General features: G+C 70.7%; 16 protein-coding genes and 1 pseudogene. 9 read left to right on the top strand and 8 right to left on the bottom strand.

The window, feature by feature from the left end; translation table 11 throughout:
- The 4 genes and pseudogenes from ACWJ6R_RS12790 to ACWJ6R_RS12775 form a co-directional block, all read left to right on the top strand.
- Positions 1-868: pseudogene (locus ACWJ6R_RS12790) on the top strand (hypothetical protein); the annotation flags it as partial.
- A complete protein-coding gene (locus tag ACWJ6R_RS12785) occupies positions 865-1,287 on the top strand; it encodes a roadblock/LC7 domain-containing protein (RefSeq protein ID WP_068895050.1) in 423 nt (140 codons plus the stop codon). The pseudogene ACWJ6R_RS12790 and the gene ACWJ6R_RS12785, both read left to right, overlap by 4 nt.
- Before the next feature lie 56 nt (positions 1,288-1,343).
- Positions 1,344-1,712, top strand: a complete 369-nt coding sequence (locus tag ACWJ6R_RS12780; protein WP_449062423.1) for a DUF742 domain-containing protein — start codon at positions 1,344-1,346, stop codon at positions 1,710-1,712.
- 7 nt (positions 1,713-1,719) lie between these two features.
- Positions 1,720-2,259 (top strand): GTP-binding protein, encoded by a 540-nt coding sequence (locus tag ACWJ6R_RS12775; protein WP_196449374.1) that lies wholly within the window; start codon positions 1,720-1,722, stop codon positions 2,257-2,259.
- A gap of 50 nt (positions 2,260-2,309) precedes the next feature.
- On the opposite strand, the gene ACWJ6R_RS12770 is transcribed toward ACWJ6R_RS12775, so the two are convergent.
- From ACWJ6R_RS12770 to ACWJ6R_RS12760, 3 genes are read right to left on the bottom strand one after another with little or no spacing between them, the layout of a single operon-like run.
- Positions 2,310-3,128 carry an ABC transporter permease gene (locus ACWJ6R_RS12770; protein ID WP_449062422.1) on the bottom strand — a complete coding sequence of 273 codons (819 nt, stop codon included), beginning with the start codon at positions 3,126-3,128 and terminating at the stop codon, positions 2,310-2,312.
- Positions 3,125-3,892 carry an ABC transporter permease gene (locus tag ACWJ6R_RS12765; RefSeq protein WP_449062421.1) on the bottom strand — a complete coding sequence of 256 codons (768 nt, stop codon included), beginning with the start codon at positions 3,890-3,892 and terminating at the stop codon, positions 3,125-3,127. Before ACWJ6R_RS12765 ends, ACWJ6R_RS12770 begins: the two co-directional genes overlap by 4 nt.
- Entirely contained in the window at positions 3,889-4,875 is a 987-nt protein-coding gene (locus tag ACWJ6R_RS12760) for an ABC transporter substrate-binding protein (protein WP_449062420.1), read from the bottom strand. Before ACWJ6R_RS12760 ends, ACWJ6R_RS12765 begins: the two co-directional genes overlap by 4 nt.
- A gap of 775 nt (positions 4,876-5,650) precedes the next feature.
- Between ACWJ6R_RS12760 and ACWJ6R_RS12755 the strand changes: the two genes are divergently transcribed.
- From ACWJ6R_RS12755 to ACWJ6R_RS12740, 4 genes are read left to right on the top strand one after another with little or no spacing between them, the layout of a single operon-like run.
- A complete protein-coding gene (locus ACWJ6R_RS12755) occupies positions 5,651-6,646 on the top strand; it encodes an ABC transporter substrate-binding protein (protein WP_449062419.1) in 996 nt (331 codons plus the stop codon).
- Positions 6,643-7,422, top strand: coding sequence for an ABC transporter permease (locus tag ACWJ6R_RS12750; RefSeq protein WP_449062418.1), 780 nt, complete (start codon positions 6,643-6,645; stop codon positions 7,420-7,422). Before ACWJ6R_RS12755 ends, ACWJ6R_RS12750 begins: the two co-directional genes overlap by 4 nt.
- A complete protein-coding gene (locus tag ACWJ6R_RS12745) occupies positions 7,419-8,243 on the top strand; it encodes an ABC transporter permease (RefSeq protein WP_449062417.1) in 825 nt (274 codons plus the stop codon). Before ACWJ6R_RS12750 ends, ACWJ6R_RS12745 begins: the two co-directional genes overlap by 4 nt.
- 25 nt (positions 8,244-8,268) lie before the next feature.
- The gene (locus ACWJ6R_RS12740; RefSeq protein WP_449062416.1) at positions 8,269-9,528 is read left to right on the top strand and encodes a flavin-dependent oxidoreductase; all 1,260 of its coding nucleotides are present in this window, start codon (positions 8,269-8,271) and stop codon (positions 9,526-9,528) included.
- 668 nt (positions 9,529-10,196) lie between these two features.
- On the opposite strand, the gene ACWJ6R_RS12735 is transcribed toward ACWJ6R_RS12740, so the two are convergent.
- The 5 genes from ACWJ6R_RS12735 to ACWJ6R_RS12715 all read right to left on the bottom strand — a co-directional run bounded on the left by ACWJ6R_RS12735 (position 10,197) and on the right by ACWJ6R_RS12715 (position 14,458).
- Complete coding sequence (locus tag ACWJ6R_RS12735; protein ID WP_449062415.1) at positions 10,197-11,201, bottom strand: methyltransferase; 1,005 nt, start codon at positions 11,199-11,201, stop codon at positions 10,197-10,199.
- A gap of 51 nt (positions 11,202-11,252) precedes the next feature.
- Positions 11,253-12,035, bottom strand: coding sequence for an ABC transporter ATP-binding protein (locus tag ACWJ6R_RS12730; protein ID WP_449062414.1), 783 nt, complete (start codon positions 12,033-12,035; stop codon positions 11,253-11,255).
- A 9-nt stretch (positions 12,036-12,044) separates the two neighbouring features.
- Positions 12,045-12,710: an ABC transporter permease gene (locus ACWJ6R_RS12725; protein ID WP_449062413.1), complete on the bottom strand. Its 666-nt coding sequence runs from the start codon at positions 12,708-12,710 to the stop codon at positions 12,045-12,047.
- A gap of 123 nt (positions 12,711-12,833) precedes the next feature.
- Complete coding sequence (locus ACWJ6R_RS12720) at positions 12,834-13,625, bottom strand: ABC transporter permease (RefSeq protein WP_449062412.1); 792 nt, start codon at positions 13,623-13,625, stop codon at positions 12,834-12,836.
- Complete coding sequence (locus tag ACWJ6R_RS12715; RefSeq protein WP_449062425.1) at positions 13,625-14,458, bottom strand: ABC transporter substrate-binding protein; 834 nt, start codon at positions 14,456-14,458, stop codon at positions 13,625-13,627. The genes ACWJ6R_RS12720 and ACWJ6R_RS12715 overlap by 1 nt, the downstream gene beginning before the upstream one ends.
- A 604-nt stretch (positions 14,459-15,062) precedes the next feature.
- On the opposite strand from ACWJ6R_RS12715, the gene ACWJ6R_RS12710 reads away from it, so the two are divergent.
- Positions 15,063-17,935 (top strand): sensor histidine kinase (locus tag ACWJ6R_RS12710; protein WP_449062424.1); only part of this gene is annotated, 2,873 nt, incomplete at its 3' end.

The following is a 17,935-nucleotide window of genomic DNA, read 5'->3' as shown; positions in this document are numbered from 1 at the left end:
GGAGGCTCCCGCCGGACCGCCGCCCAGCGTGGCGGATCTGTGGTCCAAGCCGGTGGTGTCGGCCTCGGACGTGGAGAGCCTGTGGTCCTCGCCGCTGACTCCGACTCCGGCGCCGCCGTCCGGGCGTCCGGCCCAGCCGCCCGCGCCGCCCCGGTCACCTGCGCCGCCCCAGCAGTCCTGGCAGGACCAGCCGTCCTGGCAGGATCAGCCGTCCTGGCAGGAGGCGTCGGCGGCCCCCGAGCCGCCTGCGGCCCAGTCGTCCTGGCAGGATCAGCCGTCCTGGCAGGAGCGGTCGGCTCAGCCCTCCTGGCAGGAGGCGTCGGCGGCGGACCTGTGGTCGCCGCCCCGGCTCGACCCGGGCGAGAACACGCAGACGCTGCCCGCGGTCGGGGTGTCGGCGACCGAGCCGGAGCCGGAGGAGTTCCTGCCCATCTTCGCGGCCGTGGGCTCCGACTGGTTCCGCAGCAGCATCCCCACCGACAAGCCGGATGAGACGGATGAGTCCGCCGGGTCCGGGCCGGCCGAGGACTCCGGGGCCACCGGGGAGGAGCACCGGCCCGCGCCCGCGGCGCCGGCCGAGCGGCAGCCCTGGAGCAGCACCCCCGCCGACCAGGGATGGGCCGCGGCCGAGGCGGCCAGGAAGCCCGCCGAGGGCGGCCTGACCGGGGCGGGCCTGCCCAAACGGGTGCCCAAGGCCAACCTGGTCCCGGGATCGGCTCCCTCCGCGCCCGCGGCGCCGGTCTCCCCGATGCCCCCGATCTCGGCCGAGCGGGTGCGCAGTCGTCTGTCCAGTTTCCAGCAAGGTGTACGGCAGGGTCGCGCCGAGATGAACGAGCGGTCCAACGCCGCCGAGGGAGAGAAGCAGTGAACCACCAACTCAGTCAGGCCGCCCGCGGCTTCAATTGGCTGATCACCGAGTTCGTCAAGGAGATGCCCGGCGTGGCCCACGCGGTGATCGTCTCCGCGGACGGCCTCCCGCTCGCCTACTCGCAGGGCTTCCCGAAGGACCGCGCCGACCAGCTCGCCGCGATCACGGCGGGCCTGATCAGCCTGACGCAGGGAGCCGCCCGGGTCTTCGAGGGAGGGCCGGTGGTGCAGACCGTGATCGAGATGCAGCGGGGCCTCCTGCTGACCATGTCGATCAGCGACGGCTCGGCACTGGCCGTACTGGCCTCGCCGGACTGCGATATGGGCCTGGTGGCCTACCAGATGACGCTCCTGGCGGAGCGCGCGGGGCAGACGCTGACCCCGGCCCTGCGGGCGGAGCTCCAGGCATCTCAGCGGTAGGCGGTCATCACTCGCGCAACAGCAGGACAATAACCGATAAGGAGGGATAGCATCCGATGAACGAGCCGCCGCCTCAGGCCAAGAGCGGGCGAGATCGTCTGATCCGTCCGTACGCTGTGACCGGGGGAAGGACCGCTCCTCGGACGCAGCTCGCGCTCGAGGCGCTGGTCTCCTCGGCGACCGCTCCGAGTGTGGATCCCTCCATGCTCTCCACAGAGTGTCAGGCGATCATGTCGATGTGCCGCCAGGTGCGTTCGGTCGCCGAGATCTCGGCTCTGCTGCGTATGCCGCTGGGCGTGACTCGGGTGTTGATCGCGGACATGTCGGCCGAGGGCCTGGTGCAGATCCACCAGCCGTCGCTGAATGCCGGAAAGCCGGATCTCAACTTGCTTGAAAGGGTGCTCAGTGGGCTTCGCAGGCTCTGACGCCGGGATGACGTCGACGAAGATCGTCGTTGCCGGCGGCTTCGGTGTCGGCAAGACGACCTTCGTCGGCGCGGTCTCCGAGATCATGCCGCTGACCACGGAAGCGGTCATGACGGAGGCGAGTGCGGGGGTGGACGACCTCTCGCACATCCCGACGAAGCGGACCACCACCGTGGCCATGGACTTCGGCCGGGTCTCCCTGGACCGGGACCTGATCCTGTACCTGTTCGGTACGCCGGGCCAGCACCGGTTCTGGTTCATGTGGGACGACCTCGTCAAGGGTGCGATCGGCGCGATCGTCCTGGTCGACACCCGGAGGCTGGCGGACAGCTTCCCGGCGATCGACTACTTCGAGGAGGCCGGCCTGCCGTTCGTGGTCGCCCTGAACGGCTTCGGCGGCGACCACCTCCACGGTGAGGAGGAGGTCCGGGAGGCGCTGACGATCTCCCCGCACGTCCCGATCGTCAGGACCGACGCCCGGTCCCGCGAGGCGGTGAAGTCGACCCTGATCACCCTGGTCGAGCACGTCCTCACCCTTCGCGTCTGAGGATCCCCGGCCTCCGGGAGCGGCCCCCGCTCCCGGAGGCCGTCGTCGCGTCAACCGGTCCGGCGGGCCTTCCGGTGCCAGGTGAGCAGGCGCCGCTCGACCCGGAGGAAGGCGGCGTTGAGCGTGAACCCCAGGATCCCCAGGAGCACGATGGCGGTCCACATGGAGGGGATGTCCACCTGGCTCTGCGCCACCAGCATGCGGTAGCCGATCCCCTCGGTGCTGCCGACGTACTCCGAGATGATCATCATGATCAGGGCCAGCGCCACGCTGATGCGCAGGCCGGCGAAGATCTTGGGCGCCATCGCGGGGAGGATGATCCGGAGTAGCCGGGCGGTCCTGGACACCCCGAACACCTCACACGTCTCCAGGTACATCCGGTCCACCTGGCGCGCGCCGTCCAGCGTGTTGATGAGCACGGGCCAGACGACGCCGAAGACGATGGCGGCGAGCTGCAGGGGGGTGCCCACCCCGGTCAGGGTCATGGCGATCGGGATCAGCATCGGTGACGGGATCGACCGGAAGAAGTGGATCAGCGGGCTGACGCAGTCGTACGCCACGGGGGAGCGGCCCAGCGCGACCCCGGCGGCGACGGCGACCGAGCAGGCCGCCGCCCAGCCCAGGAAGAGGCGGCCCAGGCTGGGCAGCAGGTGGTCGATCGACTCCTGGGTGAGGAAGAGGCGGCCGAGCGGACCGGAGAACCACAGCTCGTGCAGGCGGACCAGGATCTCGGAGGGCGGCGGGAAGTAGACCGCGCCGGCGAGCCGGGCGGCCGCCTCCCACCCGAGGAAGACGACGGGCACGATCCACAGGCGGGTGATCCGCATCACCGCCGCGACCACCCGGTTCCCCGCTGCGACGGCGGTCATACGGCTTCCTCTCCGGTGTGGGCCCGGTGCCAGCGGAAGACCCGCTGCTCGGCCCCGGTGAGCGCGGAGTTGACCAGCAGGCCGATGGCGCCCGTCCAGGCGGTGGCCGCGATCATCAGATCCCTGCGGTTGCCCGCCGCCGCGTCGCTGACGAAGGTGCCGATGCCGTCGCCCCCGGCCACGAGCTCCACGCTCACCGCGACGATGAGGGCGACCGAGGCGGAGATCCGCACACCCGTGGCGATGAAGGGCGCGGCGCTCGGCAGGGAGACCCGGCGTACGACGGCGTAGGGACCGAAGCCGAAGCTCTGCAGCGTCTCCTTGGCGAGGGGGTCCACGTCGCGCAGGCCGTACAGCGTGTTGATCAATATCGACCAGTAGGAGGTGTACACGATCAACGCGGTCTTCCCCTGGTCCGCCAGGGCGAAGAGCGCCAGGGGCAGCAGCGCCACCGAGGGGATGGGGCGCAGGAACTCCACCAGCGGCCGTACGGCGCGCTCGGCCTTGGGGAAGGTGCCCAGCAGCAGCCCGGACGGCACGGCCGCCGCGGTGGCCAGCAGCAGCCCGAGCGCGGCCGAGGAGAGGGTGCTCGCGATCCCGGAGAGGAACTCCCCGTCCATCAGGAGGCCGAACGCGCCGGAGAGCACGGAGGAGGCCAACGGGATGGCGTAGGGATCGACGACCCCCGTCCGGCCCAGGGTCTCGGCGGCGAGGAGGAACCCCGCGATGCCCAGAGCACCGCGGAGCGCCGTACCGGTGTTCATTGCGGGGGTGAGGCCAGGAGGGAGGCGGCGTCGACCTTGTTCTTGGTGATCCCGAACTCGGAGAGCAGGTCGGCCACGCGCTGGACCCGGGTGGGGTTCAGCGAGGTGGAGAAGGTGCCCATCGCCATGGTCGCGGCCACGTCGGCGGGGATCTGCGTGAAGGTCGGGATGACCTTGTTGAGGGCCTGCCGGTCGGACGCCGCGATCTGCTGCGCCTTGCCGATCGCGCGCTGGAAGGCCGCCGCGGTCTTGGGGTTCTTGGCGATCCAGTCGTCCGTGGCGGCCCAGCCGTCGAGCGGGAGGCCCTCCGTCGGGCCGGACAGGGTGTCGATCAGCAGGTTGGCGCCGAGGTCCTTCTGCGCGGCGGAGATGTAGGGCTCGGTGGTCCACGCCGCGTCGATGGTGCCCGACTTGAGCTGGGCGAGCTGATCGGCGAAGGGCACGGGCACGAACTTCACGTCGGTCGGCGAGATGCCGTGCACCTTCAGCTGGGCGCTGACGGTGACCTCGCCGAGGGCCTTGACCACGTTGACCGCGATGGTCTTGCCCTTGAGATCCTTCGCTTCCTTGATCGGGGAGTCCTTGACGACGACGACCCCGTTGACGCCGGGTGCGCCCTGCTGGGACTCCGCGAGCATCTTCAACTTGGCCGCACCGGAGTCGCTGATGGCGATCAAGGAGACATAGCTGGTCAGGAACGCGTCGATCTGGCCGTTGAGGATCTTCGGCATGACCGCCTGCGGAGCCTGGATCGTCTCCGTCTTGATGGTCAGGCCCTCCTCTTTGAAGAAGCCTCTCTCCTGCGCGATGAAAAGCGGGGCGGAGGAGGGCACCGGCACGACGCCGATGGTCAACTCGGTCTTCTCAAGGCCGTTGGCACTCGCCGGTTTCTCCGCTTCGGTGCCGGAAGCGCCGCATGCGGCGAGTGCCAAAGTCGCGACAAGCCCGATGAGGGAGCTGCGGATCACGCGTCTGTTTCCCATGGAACCTCCTTGACCGGGAGCCGCGTTCGCCCGCATCGGTCGCAATGCGGGGGAAGGGCGCGGCATGACGGCGCGTCAGCCTAGCGGATATGTGATCGTTACGGCGAGGTAGGGGATCTTATTTAAATAATGGCGTGCCCGAAAGGGGGGAGCGGAATGCGTGGAGCGCCGGCGACTTGCCGGACACCTCTTCAGCGGCGGCGGTGGCCGGTGCTTTCCCGTACTCCTCACCACCTGTTATGTGAGGAGTACGAGAGATTCCTCTATTGAACGGTGATTCAAGAGAAGGCGGTGACTTTCCGGCGCCAGGGGCGCCTGTGACGTGCGGATTCCTGCGGGGAGGCCGTACGGCGTGCGGCGGAGGCCGCCGAGGAACGGGACCGGGAGGGCGGCCGGCTCCGGACGCGCGCGGTGCCGGCCGAATGGGAGACCGAGGGATCGGACCGCCGATCTGCGGTTCGACGGCGCGGGCCGGCGAAAAGGGCCGCCTGCTCGCGGGACCGATCCGATCTGGGCCGGAGGTCCGGCGAGGGGGTGTCGAAGGCGGTGTTCATTGAATTGCGAGTGAAGAGCGGCCGGGCCGGGGTTCACTCAGAGCGACTTGACCGGTTTATGACAGTTTCCTCCATATCGTCAAGTTATATACTAAAAGGGGGACTTGATACTGGAGTGGCAGGGGTAATTTAATCGGCATTCCTCGCCCTGAGATTCCGCCGTTTCCGGAGGCCGCCGCCTTGTGCCGGGCGGCCCTCTCCGCTTTCCTCCTGGAGGATGCATGAAACTCCACTCGTCGTTCGTCGGTCTGCTGACGCTGGCTCTGATGGCGGTCGCCGGGTGCGGCGGCGCCGATGAGCCGACCGGCGCCTCCGGGGCTTCGGGGGCCTCCGCGGGCGGCTCCGGCCTGGAGAAGACCACGATCAACGTCGGTACGATGCCGGTCGTCGACACGGCCCCGCTGCAGATCGCGATGGAGAAGGGCCTGTTCAAGGCCGAGGGCCTCGACGTCAAGACGAGCGTCCTGGCGGGCGGCGCGGAGGCGATCCCCAAGCTCAAGGGCGGCAGCCTGGACATCAGCTTCGGCAACTACGTCTCGTTCTTCAGCGCGACGGCCAAGGGCGCCATCGATCTGAAGCTCGTCTCTGACGGCTTCCAGAGCGCGCCGAAGACGCATGTGATCATGGTTCCCAAGGACAGCCCGATCCAGACGGTCGCCGACCTCAAGGACAAGACCATCGCGGTCAACACCAAGCGCAACATCAGCACGATGCTGATCCGCGTCGCGGGCAAGGCGCACAACATCGAGCTCGACGAGGACAAGAACTTCGCGGAGTTCCCCTTCCCGGAGATGGAGGGCGCGCTGAAGGCCGGCACGGTCGACGCGGCCCAGGTCGTCGAGCCGTTCGGCACCTTCATCGGTCAGAACATCGGCGCCCGGGTCGTCTGGGACACCTCCCAGGGTCCCACCGCTGACTTCCCGATCGCGGGCTACGCGGCGACCGCGGAGTTCGCCGCCGCCAACCCCAAGACCGTGGCGGCGTTCCAGCGGGCGATGAGCAAGGCCCAGGAACTGGCCGCCGACCGGGCCAACGTGGTCGCGGTCATCCCGAAGTACACCAAGATCCCCGAGGCCGCGGCCGGCAGCCTCGCCATCGGCACCTTCCCGACCACGCTGGACGCCACCCGCCTCCAGCGCGTCGCCGACAGCATGCACGAGTACGGCCTCCTCGACGCGCCGATCAAGGCGCAGGACCTCATCTTCACCGGCAAATGACCGGAACCCGTGCCGTCCGCGGGGTGATCGGGGTCTGCGCGGCGGTGGCACTGGCCGAGGCGGCCGCCCGGCTGGAGGTCGTCGACCCGGAGCTCGTCCCGCCCGTGTCCGCCGTGCTGGCCCGCTCCGTCACGCTGGCGGGGGACCCCGTGTTCCTCACCGGCATGGCGGACACGGTGCTGGCCTGGCTGATCGGGCTCGCCCTGGCCCTCGTGGCGGCGGTCGCGGCCGGCGTGGTGCTCGGATCCGTCCCGTGGCTCAGCGTGCCGAGCCGGATCGTGGTGGAGTTCCTCCGCCCGATCCCCTCGGTGGCGCTGATCCCGCTGGCGATCCTGCTGTTCGGTTCGGAGACGGAGATGAAGGTCTCCCTGATCTTCTACGCCGCGACCTGGCCCATCCTGCTCAACACCCTCTACGCCCTGCGCGACGTGGACCCCTTGGCGAAGGAGACCCTGCGCAGCTTCGGCTTCGGCCCCCTCGCGGTGCTGTGGCGGGTCTCGCTGCCCAGCGCCGCGCCGTTCGTCGCGACCGGCGTGCGCGTCGCCGCCGGCATCGCGCTGGTCGTGGTGGTGGGCGCCGAACTGCTGAGCGGCGGGACGAGCGGCCTGGGCGTCTTCCTCATCGAAGCGGGCAGCGCCGGAGGCAACACCGATGTGACGCTGGCCGGCGCGGTCTGGGCCGGGACGCTCGGCCTCCTGGTGAACGCGCTGCTGGTCAAGGCCGAACGGGGTGCCTTCCGCTGGCACTTCGCGCGCACCGGAAGGGCGGCGGCATGAGCCCGCTGCCCGGTACGGCGGGCGGGACCGGTCAGGTCCTGCGAGGGCTGTTCTCCCGGCTCTGGCTCGCGGCGCTGCTGCTCGCCGCCTGGGAGGCGGTCACCCGGATCGTCGGGGAGAGCTACTTCCCCCCGCCGTCGGAGATCGTCGTCACGATGCACGACCTGTGGTTCTCCGGTCCGGCGAGCCGGGTCTTCCTCACCGAGGACGCGCTGGAGGACTTCGGGCACAGCCTGTACAACCTGTTCGGCGGCTGGGCGCTCGCCTGCCTGGCCGGGGTCGCGATCGGGGTCGCGCTGGGACTGTCGCGCCGGTTGTCCGACTACGTGGAGCCGATGGTCCACTTCGGGCGGGCGATCCCCCCGCCCACCCTGCTCTCCTTCTACGTCGCGGTCTTCAGCCTCGGCACGCCCATGCAGGTGGCGACCATCGTCTCCGGCGTCGTCTGGCCGGTGCTGCTCAACACCGTCGACGGGGTCCGCACGGTGGACCCGCTCCATCTGGACAGCGCCGAGGTCTTCGGCGTGCGGGGAGGGCGCAGGCTGCTCTGGGTCGTCCTGCCCGGCGCGGCCCCGAAGATCGTGGCGGGACTCCGGATCAGCCTGGGCATCGCGCTGATCCTGATGGTCCTGTCCGAGCTCGTCGGCAGTACGGCGGGCATCGGATCCCTCCTCATCGGAGCCCAGCGCAGCTTCGAACTGCCCGAGATGTGGGCCGGGATCCTGCTGCTCGGCCTGCTGGGATACCTGTTCAACGCCGTCTTCGTGGCGGTGGAGCGGCGGGCGCTCCGTTGGCACCTGAACGCGAGGGAGGCGGCGTGAGCCTCCGACGGACACGGGGGAAGTCATGCGAGTACTGATCATCGGCGGCGGCATCGGAGGACTGGCCACCGCGCTGAGCCTGCACGCCGCGGGCATCGACTGCGCGGTCGCCGAGTCGGTCGCGGAGCCGCGCCCGCTCGGGGTCGGCATCAACCTGCAGCCCCACGCGGTGCGTGAGCTGACCGAACTGGGCCTGGGGGAGGAGCTCGCCGGGCTCGGCGTCCCGATGGACTACTTCATGTTCACCGACAGGCACGGCGGGGTGATCCTCCCGCTGCCGCGCGGGACGATCGCGGGCTACGACTGGCCCCAGTACGCCGTCCACCGCGGGGAACTGCAGATGACGCTCCTGGCGGCGGTGCGCGAACGCCTGGGGCCGGGCGCGGTCAGGACCGGCCTCTCGCTGGAGGACTTCGAGCAGGACGGCGCCGGGGTCACGGCGTCGCTGCGCGACGTGCGCACCGGCGAGACCCTGAAGGAGACGGCCGACGTCCTGGTGGGCGCGGACGGCATCCACTCGGCCGTGCGCGCCCGCCTGCACCCGGACGACGGGCCGCTGCTGTGGAACGGCATCCGGATGTGGCGGGGCACGGCCGAGGGGGAGTCCTTCCTCGACGGGGCCACGCAGGTCGTCGCGGGCTCCAACCGGTCGGCCAAGTTCGTGGTCTACCCCATCGCCCGGCGGGGCGACGGGCGGGTGCTGATCAACTGGGTGGCCGAGGTGCTGACCGGTGAACCCGGTCCCGTCACGGCCGCCGACTGGTCCCGGCGGGGCCGGCTGGAGGACGTGCTCCCGCACTTCGAGGGCTGGCACTTCCCCTACCTGGACGTGCCCGCGCTCATCTCCGCCTCCGAGCGGATCCTGGAGTACCCCATGGTCGACAGGGACCCGCTCCCCTGGTGGGGCCGGGGCCGGGTCACCCTGCTGGGGGACGCCGCGCATCCGCTGTACCCCATCGGCGCCAACGGCGGTTCGCAGGCCGTACTGGACGCCCGGGTCCTGGCCAGGGAACTGGCCACCGCCGGCGATCCCGTCGCGGGGCTGGCCGCCTACGAGGCGGAGCGCCGGCCCGTCACCGGCGAGCTCGTGCTGGCCCACCGGGAACTGCCGATGGAGAAGACCATCGCGATGGTCACCGAGCGGGCGCCGGACGGGTTCGACGACATCGCCGACGTGCTCACGCCGGAGGAACTGGCGGAGATGGCCGCCGCGCAGCGCCGGATCACCGACACGGACGTCAGGTTCCTCAACGAGCGGGCCTCGTGGAGCGTCACCCGCGGCTGACCCGGTCCTTCCCCGCCGGGTTCGCGGGCCGGGCGGACCGGCGGGGTTCGCGGGTCGGGCGGACCGGCGTGGAGAGGGGAAAGGGAGGCGCGCGGCCCGCTTCCGCCGCGCGTTCATCGCCCGGCCCGGAATCGGGTTCCGGGCGGGCGGTGCTCCCGGACGGGAAACCACGGTACGGCGGACGCCCTCAGCCGCCGGATTCACGCCGGATTCATGCTCGTATCCGGCAGGGCGGCACCGGATCCGTTAATCCGGGCGGCACCGGACCGATGAATCCGGACGGTTCCGGGACCGTTAATCCGGACGGCGGGTGAATCCTTTTCCCGGATGCGGGACCGGACGGGTGCGCGTTCACCGGGCGTCGCGGAAGCGCGGGCGCCGGGGGCGTCCGCGCGGTCGGCTCCGGTCCGTCGTCTCCTGGTTTCGGAAATGGCGGACATCATCCGGTCCTCCATTCCCTTCATTGGAAATGTTCGCGCATTGTCCGGAGGTGATTGGCGGATTCTGCGGGAACGAGGGGCCTGCGGCGGGGGCGTCCCGCCCTCCGCCGGCGCCGTAGGACCGGGCCCGGCCCGCGTGAGGACCGCAGCCCTCACGCGGGCCTTCAGATGGGCCGGCCCTCAGGCGGGCTCTCAGGCGGGCTCTCAGACGGGCTCTCAGACGGGCTCTCAGACGGGCAGGGCCTCGATGACGGAGGCCCCGCCGGGCAGCTCGATCTGCCGCTCGAACCGGAGGGCGGCCTTGCCCAGCAACTCGGCGTACTCGGACGTGCTGCGCTCCACCCCCTCGCCGAACAGGGCGAGCATCCGCATGTCCACGTCCTTGCTGATGTGCGGCCTGTCGTCGTCCGGCACGACCAGCTCCACCAGCAGCACCCGGCCGTCGTCGGCCATCGCGCTTCTGACGTTGCGCAGGATCCGCACCGCGTCCTCGTCGGACCAGTTGTGGATCACGCTGCCCAGCAGGTAGGCGTCCGCGCCGGAGGGCACGGAGACGAAGAAGTCGCCCGCGACGCATTCGCAGCGGTCTTCAAGACCGGCCTCGGTGAAGAACTCCCGCGAGCCCGGGACCACGGCCTCCTGGTCGAACAGCACGCCGCGCACGTTTGAATGGGCCTTCAGGACGGCGGCGAGGATGTGCCCCTTGCCGCCGGCCACGTCGACGAGGGCGCGCACGCCGGAGAAGTCGTAGCGGGAGGCCACGGCCTCCGCGAACGGCCAGGCCCTGGCCACCATGTACTCGTCGAACAGCCGCCCGGCGGCGGGGTTCTCCTTGAGGTAGCCGTAGAGCGGACCGTGCCGCTCGGCGAAGGCGGACCCGCCGGTGCGCACGGTCCGCGGAAGCGCGCCCAGGCCGTACCAGAAGCCCTCCTCGCCGATCATCCGGACGGCGGCCCGCAGCGAGTCGGGGACGTCGCCGCGGAGCACGGCTCCGGAGGCGGTCAGTTCGTACACGCCCGGGGCCGTCGCCGAGACGAACCCCATTGAGGCGAGCTGGCGGAGCACCCGGCCGAGGGCGGACGGGTCCGCGCCGCAGCGGGCCGCCAGCTCACCGGTGCTCAGCGGGCCTTCCTTCAGCTGGTCGGCGCAGCCCAGCTCGGCCATCGTGGCCAGGGCGGCGAAGCGGGACACCCCGCCGATCACGTCCCAGACCGGTGCCTGTGGGTCGTCCATGGACGGTCCTCTCTCTCGGAAGTCTCTCGGAAAGCCGTACCGGCGAGCGGTTCAGGAGGCGGAGGCGGACGGGCTCCGCATGCCGCGGACCAGCCGGCCGACCTCGGCGCGCAGGTGCACGAAGTCGGGGTGCTCGCGGGTGGTGATCTGGTCGCGCGGGCCGGGCAGGCCGACCCGCAGGTCCCCGACGACCCGGGCGGGGGCCTTGGACAGGACCACGACCCGGTCGCCCACGTAGACGCTCTCGTCGATGTCGTGGGTGATGAGCAGGATGGTCATGTTGTGGTGGCTGCGCACGCGCAGGGTGAGGTCCTCGAGGTCCTCGCGGGTCTGCGCGTCGACCGAGCCGAAGGGCTCGTCCATCAGCAGCAGGGAGGGGCGGTAGGCCAGCGCGCGGGCGATGGACACCCGCTGCTGCATGCCGCCGGAGAGCTGCCACGGGTACTTGGCGGCGGCGCCCTCCAGGCCCACCTGCTCCAGGGCCTCCAGGGCGGCGCTCCTGCGCTGCTTCTTGTCCATGTCCTTGCGTCGCAAGGGCAGGGAGACGTTGTCGGCCACGGACATCCACGGGAAGAGGGAGCGGCTGTAGTCCTGGAAGACCACGGCCAGGTCGTCCGGGGTCCGGTCGACGACGGCGCCGCCCAGCACCACCTTCCCGCCGGTGGGACGCAGGAGTCCGGCGATGGAGCGCAGCAGGGTGGACTTGCCGCAGCCCGAAGGGCCGACGATGCACACCAGCTCACCCTCGGCGACCTTCAGATCGATGCCGCCGAGGGCGTGGTGGGCGCCCGGTCCGCTGCCGTAGGTGTGGGTCAGGTTGGAGATCTCAAGCACGGCGGGTCCTCATATCGTCTGCTTGGCGGCCCGGTGCCAGGACAGCAGGCGTCGCTCGGCCGCCAGGAAGGCCGAGTTGAGCACGTATCCCAGGACACCGAGGACCACGATGGTCCCCCACACGCCGGGCAGGTCGAACGACCTCTGGGCGTCGAGGAGCTGGAAGCCGATTCCGTTGGTGCTGCCCACCAGCTCGGAGATGACCATCAGGATCAGCGCCAGGGAGAGGCTGAGCCGCAGACCGGCGAAGATCTTGGGCATCGCGGAGGGCAGGATGACGCGGAGCAACCGCTGGCTCCGGGAGAACCCGAAGACCCGGGACGTCTCCAGGTGCTGCCGGTCGACGTGGCGGGCTCCGTCGCCGGTGTTGAGCAGGATCGGCCAGATGATGCCGAACACGATCGTGGCGATCTGCATCTGCGCGCCGGCGGCGAACAGGGCGAGGAAGAAGGGGAGCAGCGCGGGAGGCGGGATGGCCCTGCCGAACTCGATGAGCGGGTCCAGGAACCGGGAGAGCACCGCGGAACGCCCGAGCACGAGGCCCAGGGAGATGCCGATCACGCCGGCGAGCAGCCAGCCGGCGAAGAGCCTGCCCACGCTCGTCGGGATGTTCTCCACCGCCGCGTCGGTGAGCCAGAGCCGTTCGGGCGGGCCCGACAGCCACATCTCGTGCATGCGGACCGCGATCGCGGTGGGCGGGGGGGAAGAAGTTGTCCTCGGCGGCGCGGGTGGCGGCCTCCCAGGCCACCAGCACGACGGGGATCAGCCACAGGCGGCCGAGACCGCGCAGGACGCGCATCACCGGGCACCCCCCGTCCGGGCGAGGTGCCAATGGAAGAGCCTCCGCTCCACCAGGGTGAACAGGGTGTTGGAGACGATCCCGATCACCCCGGCCCAGATGGTGGCGGCGACGATGAACTCCAGGGCGTCGGGGCTGCTCCCGGCCTCGATGATGAACGTGCCGATGCCGCTGGAACCGCCCGCGAGCAGCTCGGCGCTGATCGCCAGGATGAGCGCGATCGAGGCGGCCAGCCGTACGCCGGTGGCGATGAACGGCGCGGTGCTGGGCAGCGAGACCCGCCACAGCACCGCCAGCGGCCCGAAGCCGAAGCTGCGCAGGGTCTCCTTGGCCAGCGGGTCGACGTCCTTGAGGCCGTACATCGTGTTGATCAGGACCGGCCACGAGGCGGCGTAGACGATCACCGCGATCTTCATGTCGAACCTGTCGGAGAACAGCAGGAGGGCGAGCGGGATCAGAGCCACGGACGGGATGGGCCGGAGGAACTCCAGCAGGGGCCGGAAGGCGGTCTCCACGCGGGGCAGCGTGCCGAGCACGAAGCCGGCGGGGACGGCGACCAGCACGGTGAGCAGGAGCCCGGCGGCCCAGGCGCCCAGGGTCGAGACGACGTCGGTGAGGAAGTCCCCGTCGGCGGCGAGCGCCGCCGCGCGGCCGACGATCGTGGAGGCCAGCGGGAACACGATCGGGTCGATGAACCCGGTCCGCCCGGCGAGTTCCACGAGGCAGAACAGCCCTGCGACGCCCACGGCGCCGCAGAGCGGTCTGTTGTCGAGCAGGGAGCGCCCGGTCATCAGCCGTTGGCGCCCGGGAGGATGGACTTGGCCTCGATCGGGCTCTTGAGGTACCCCTGCTCCACCATCAGGTCGGCCACCCGCTGCAGGCGGGTCTCGTCGAGGCTGGTGGGGAAGGTGCCGAGGGTGATGACGGCCGCGGTGGCCGCGTCGATCTTGGTGTAGGTCGGCAGGATCTCCTCGACGGCCTTGCGGTCCGAGGCGGCGATCTGCTGGGCCTTGGCGACCGCGCGCTGGAAGGCGGCGACGGTCTTGGGGTTCTCGCTCACGAACTTGTCGGTGACGATCACGCCGGCGATGGGGAAGTCCGCGGTGGGCCCGGTCATGGTGTCGGCCAGCTTCTGGGCGCCGATCTTGGTGGCGGCGACGGTCAGGTGCGGCTCGGTCATCCAGGCCGCGTCGACGACGCCCTTCTCCAGCTGGCCCGCCATGTCGGGGAAGGGGAACTCCATGAACTGCACGTCCTCGGCGGTCAGGCCGTGGGTCTTCAGCACCGAGGTGACGGCCAGCGTGCCGATGTTCTTGAGGCTGTTGACCGCGATCTTCTTGCCCTTGAGGTCGGCGGGGGTCTTGATCGGGGAGCCCTTGGCGACCATCAGGTTGAAGGAGTTCGGCGTGGCCTGGTAGAGGTCGGAGATGATCTTCATCTTGTTGCCGGCCGAGACGGCGAAGAAGGTCGAGACGTAGTTGGTCTGCGTCGCGTCCAGGGAGCCGCCGAGCAGGCTCTGCTGCGCCTGCGCGCCGCCCTGGATGACCTCGATCTTCACGGTGAGGCCCTCTTCGGTGAAGAAGCCCCGCTTGTTGGCGATGTAGAGCGCGGCGGAGTCGGGGATGGGCAGCGCGCCGATGGTGAGCTGGGTCTTCTCCGGGCCGGCGGCCCGCCGGTCGTCGCGGCGGTCGTGGTCTCCGGGTCGGAGCCGCAGGCGGCGAGCGCCAGCACGGCGACGAGTCCCGCCGCGGCGGCCCGTCCGGCAAGTCTGAACCTCATGGGGTCTCCTTCACTGCGTTGATCCGCCCTGGCGGGACTCGCCGAAGCAGCGGGCGGCGCAGAGGAGGTCCCGTGAGGCAGGTGATCAAGGGGGATGTCGATCGCGGATCAGAGTAGCGGAGAGGGTGAACCAAATAACAAATATCGGTCCATATGGTCAAATGGGCATAAACAGACTTTTTGGTGCCCTTATGGGTGCTTGTCGCGGTTTGATGGAGGCGTGTTCGGCGTCCGAGGAGGGACCGATTCTCCGCTTTGCAGAAGTCTGTCAGATCGGACAGGGAGTTGTTGTCCGATTGCGGATGGCGTGTGCCGGTTACGGATAATCCGCGACTTATGTGCCGTTGGCCGAACTCATCCGGCTGTGCTCCAATAACTCCTACCCCATGGATGCGTCGGCGTCACATGCGTATCAACCGTTGTGACGCGATCCCCCCTCTAAGCAGACGATCCGAGGAGAGGCAGCGGAGGCCAGTGAGGACAGCGTCAACTCCCAGCGAGCGCGAACCGAGGTCGGGCTCCGCCCCGGGCTCCGCCGCTCCGGGGGAATCGCCGCAGGGCGATCGGGTGCCCGGCACCGAGGCAGGCGGCACCGCGAGGAGAGGCAGGAAGCTGGCCCTCCGCAACTGGCGGGTGCGGTCGCGGCTGATCGCGCTCATCGCCATCCCGACCATGGCGGCGATCGTCCTGGGCGGCCTGCGGACGGTCACCTCGCTCAGCAGCGCCGCCGAGTACGAGCGCGTACGCGGCGGCGCCGAGCTGACCGCCGAGATCAGCGAGCTGGCGCACGAGCTGGAGGAGGAACGCGACCTGTCCGCCCGCTTCGTGGCCCAGGCCGCGGGAGCGCCGCCCGGGCGAAGCTGGAGGAGCAGTACGCCGCCGTCGACCGGGCGGCCGATGACGTCGGCGACCGCGTCGACCTCATCCTCGGCGGCGGACAGGCCGACGACTTCGGTGACCGCGGCAGAGCCGAGCTCGCACAGATCCGCAACCGGATCGACGAGCTCAAGAGCATGCGCGAGACCGCGCTGAAGACTCAGCTCCCCGCCCAGCCCACGATCGCCATGTACTCGCGGACGCTGGACAGCCTGCTGGCCCTGCACGACGAGATCGTCCAGGGCGTCACGGACCAGGGGCTGGCCGCCAGCGCGAACGCGTTCGGCGCGCTGGCCCGGGCCAAGGAGCGGGCCTCCGCGGAACGGGCGATCCTCGCCGTGGCCCTCGCCGAGCGGAGATTCACCTCCGAGGGCCTGGACGCCTTCATCGCCGCCCGGGCCGAGCGGGACAGCGAGCTCGTGGCCTTCCAGTCCGAGGCGACGGTCGCGCAGCGGCAGCTGTTCGACGACACCGTCAGCAGCCAGAAGAAGGACCGCGCGGAGTCGATGCGGCTGCGCGCCCTGGTCCTGGCGAACGAGCAGGCCCCGCTCCTGCGCGTCGACGTGTCCCGGTCCGGGGCCGGGGACCAGGCGAGCTGGTTCGACGCCGCCTCCGACACGGTCGACCGCATGCGCGAGGTCGAGAAGCGGATCGCCGACACCGTCATCGCGCAGAGCCGCGCCCTCCAGGAGACCGAGCAGCGCGGCGCGCTGATCACCGCGGGTCTCACCGCGCTGCTGCTCCTCATGGTCCTGATCGTCACCGTGATCGTGGCCCGCTCCCTGGTCAAGCCGCTGCGCAGGCTGCGCACCGAGGCGCTGTCCATCGCGGGGGAGCGCCTGCCGGAGACCGTGCAGGGCATGCGCGAGCGGGGCGAGGTCACCTCCGTGGAGGTCCAGCCGATCGGCGTGGTCTCGGCCGACGAGATCGGCGAGGTCGCGCGCGCCTTCGACGAGGTCCACCGCGAGGCCGTACGGCTGGCGGGCGAGGAGGCGACGCTGCGCAGCAACGTCAACGCCATGTTCGTCAACCTCTCCCGGCGCAGCCAGACCCTGGTCGAGCGCCAGCTGGCGCTCATCGAGAGCCTGGAGCACGGCGAGCAGGACGAGGGCCGCCTGGGCAGCCTGTTCCGGCTGGACCACCTGGCCACCCGCATGCGCCGCAACAGCGAGAACCTCCTGGTCCTCGCCGGGCAGGAACCCGCGCGCCGGTGGAGCCAGCCGGTCCCGCTGATCGACGTGGTCCGCGCCTCGCTGTCGGAGGTCGAGAACTACGAGCGGGTGGACCTGCGGCTGTCCGGCGGGGTCTCCGTGGCGGGCACGTCCGTCAACGACGTCGTCCACCTGGTCGCCGAGCTCGTTGAGAACGCGATCTCCTTCTCCCCTAGGGAGACGAAGGTCATCGTGTCGAGCAACCGGATCGACGGCGGCGGCGTGATGGTCTCCGTCACCGATCTCGGCATCGGCATGACCGCCGAGGAGCTGGCGCAGGCGAACCACCGGCTGGCCCACCCGCCCGTGGTGGACGTCTCGGTCTCCCGGCGGATGGGCCTGTTCGTGGTCGGCCGCCTGGCCCTGCGCCACGGCATCCGGGTGCAGCTCCGCCAGCAGGACAGCGGCGGCCTGACCGCGATGGTGCTCCTGCCGGAGAACCTGCTCGCCCCCACCGGGCAGGTGCCGGGAGCGCAGCCCGCGGCACACGGCGGCGACTGGGGCGCGCAGACGCCCTCGGCGCCCGCCGTGGAACGGCCTCCCGTGATGGCCAGCCCGGTCTCGCTGGACGCCTCCCGGCCCGCGTTCGCCTCCTTCGAGGCGGCCCAGCAGGCCTTCAACTCCTTCGACGCGGGATCGCGCTTCAACTCCTTCGACGCCTCGCAGTCCTCGTTCGCGGCGGACCCGCGCTCGTCCTTCGACGCCTCGCAGTCCTCGTTCGACGCGGGGCGGTCCTCCTTCTCCTCCTTCGGCGGGGACGGGCGCTCCTCGGCGCCGGAGGGCCACCTCGGCCGCGCGCCGGTAGACACCCCCTGGCCCGGACACGTGCCCGCGCCGGGAGCCGGTCCCGCCTGGCCGGAGATCTCCCGGGAGAACCCGGGATCCTGGCCGAGCGCGCCCATGCGCGGGGACACCGGCGTGTGGCCGGACCCGCGCCAGGAGGCGCGGCCGGGGCCGGGAGCGCAGGCGCGCCGCACGTTCGACACCGAGGCGGACAGCACGGGCCCCCTGCCGGTGGTGCGCGAGCCCTCCGCGCTGGAGGAGGAGCGGGAGGAGTTCCTGCCGATCTTCGCGGCGGTGGAGTCCGACTGGTTCAGAAAGGTGGAGCCGGCCGCTCCCGCGGCGGACTCCCCGTCCGGTCCCGGCGTGGATCTGCAGGAGACGGCCGCGCTGCAGTCCCCGGTGCCCGCGGCCCCCGCGCAGGCGGCCGGATCCGCCTGGTCCTCGCCGGCGGA

Source organism: Planomonospora algeriensis, from assembly GCF_977012225.1.
The sequence above is the reverse complement of the archived record's forward strand: the minus strand, read 5'-3'. Positions and strand labels throughout refer to the sequence as shown.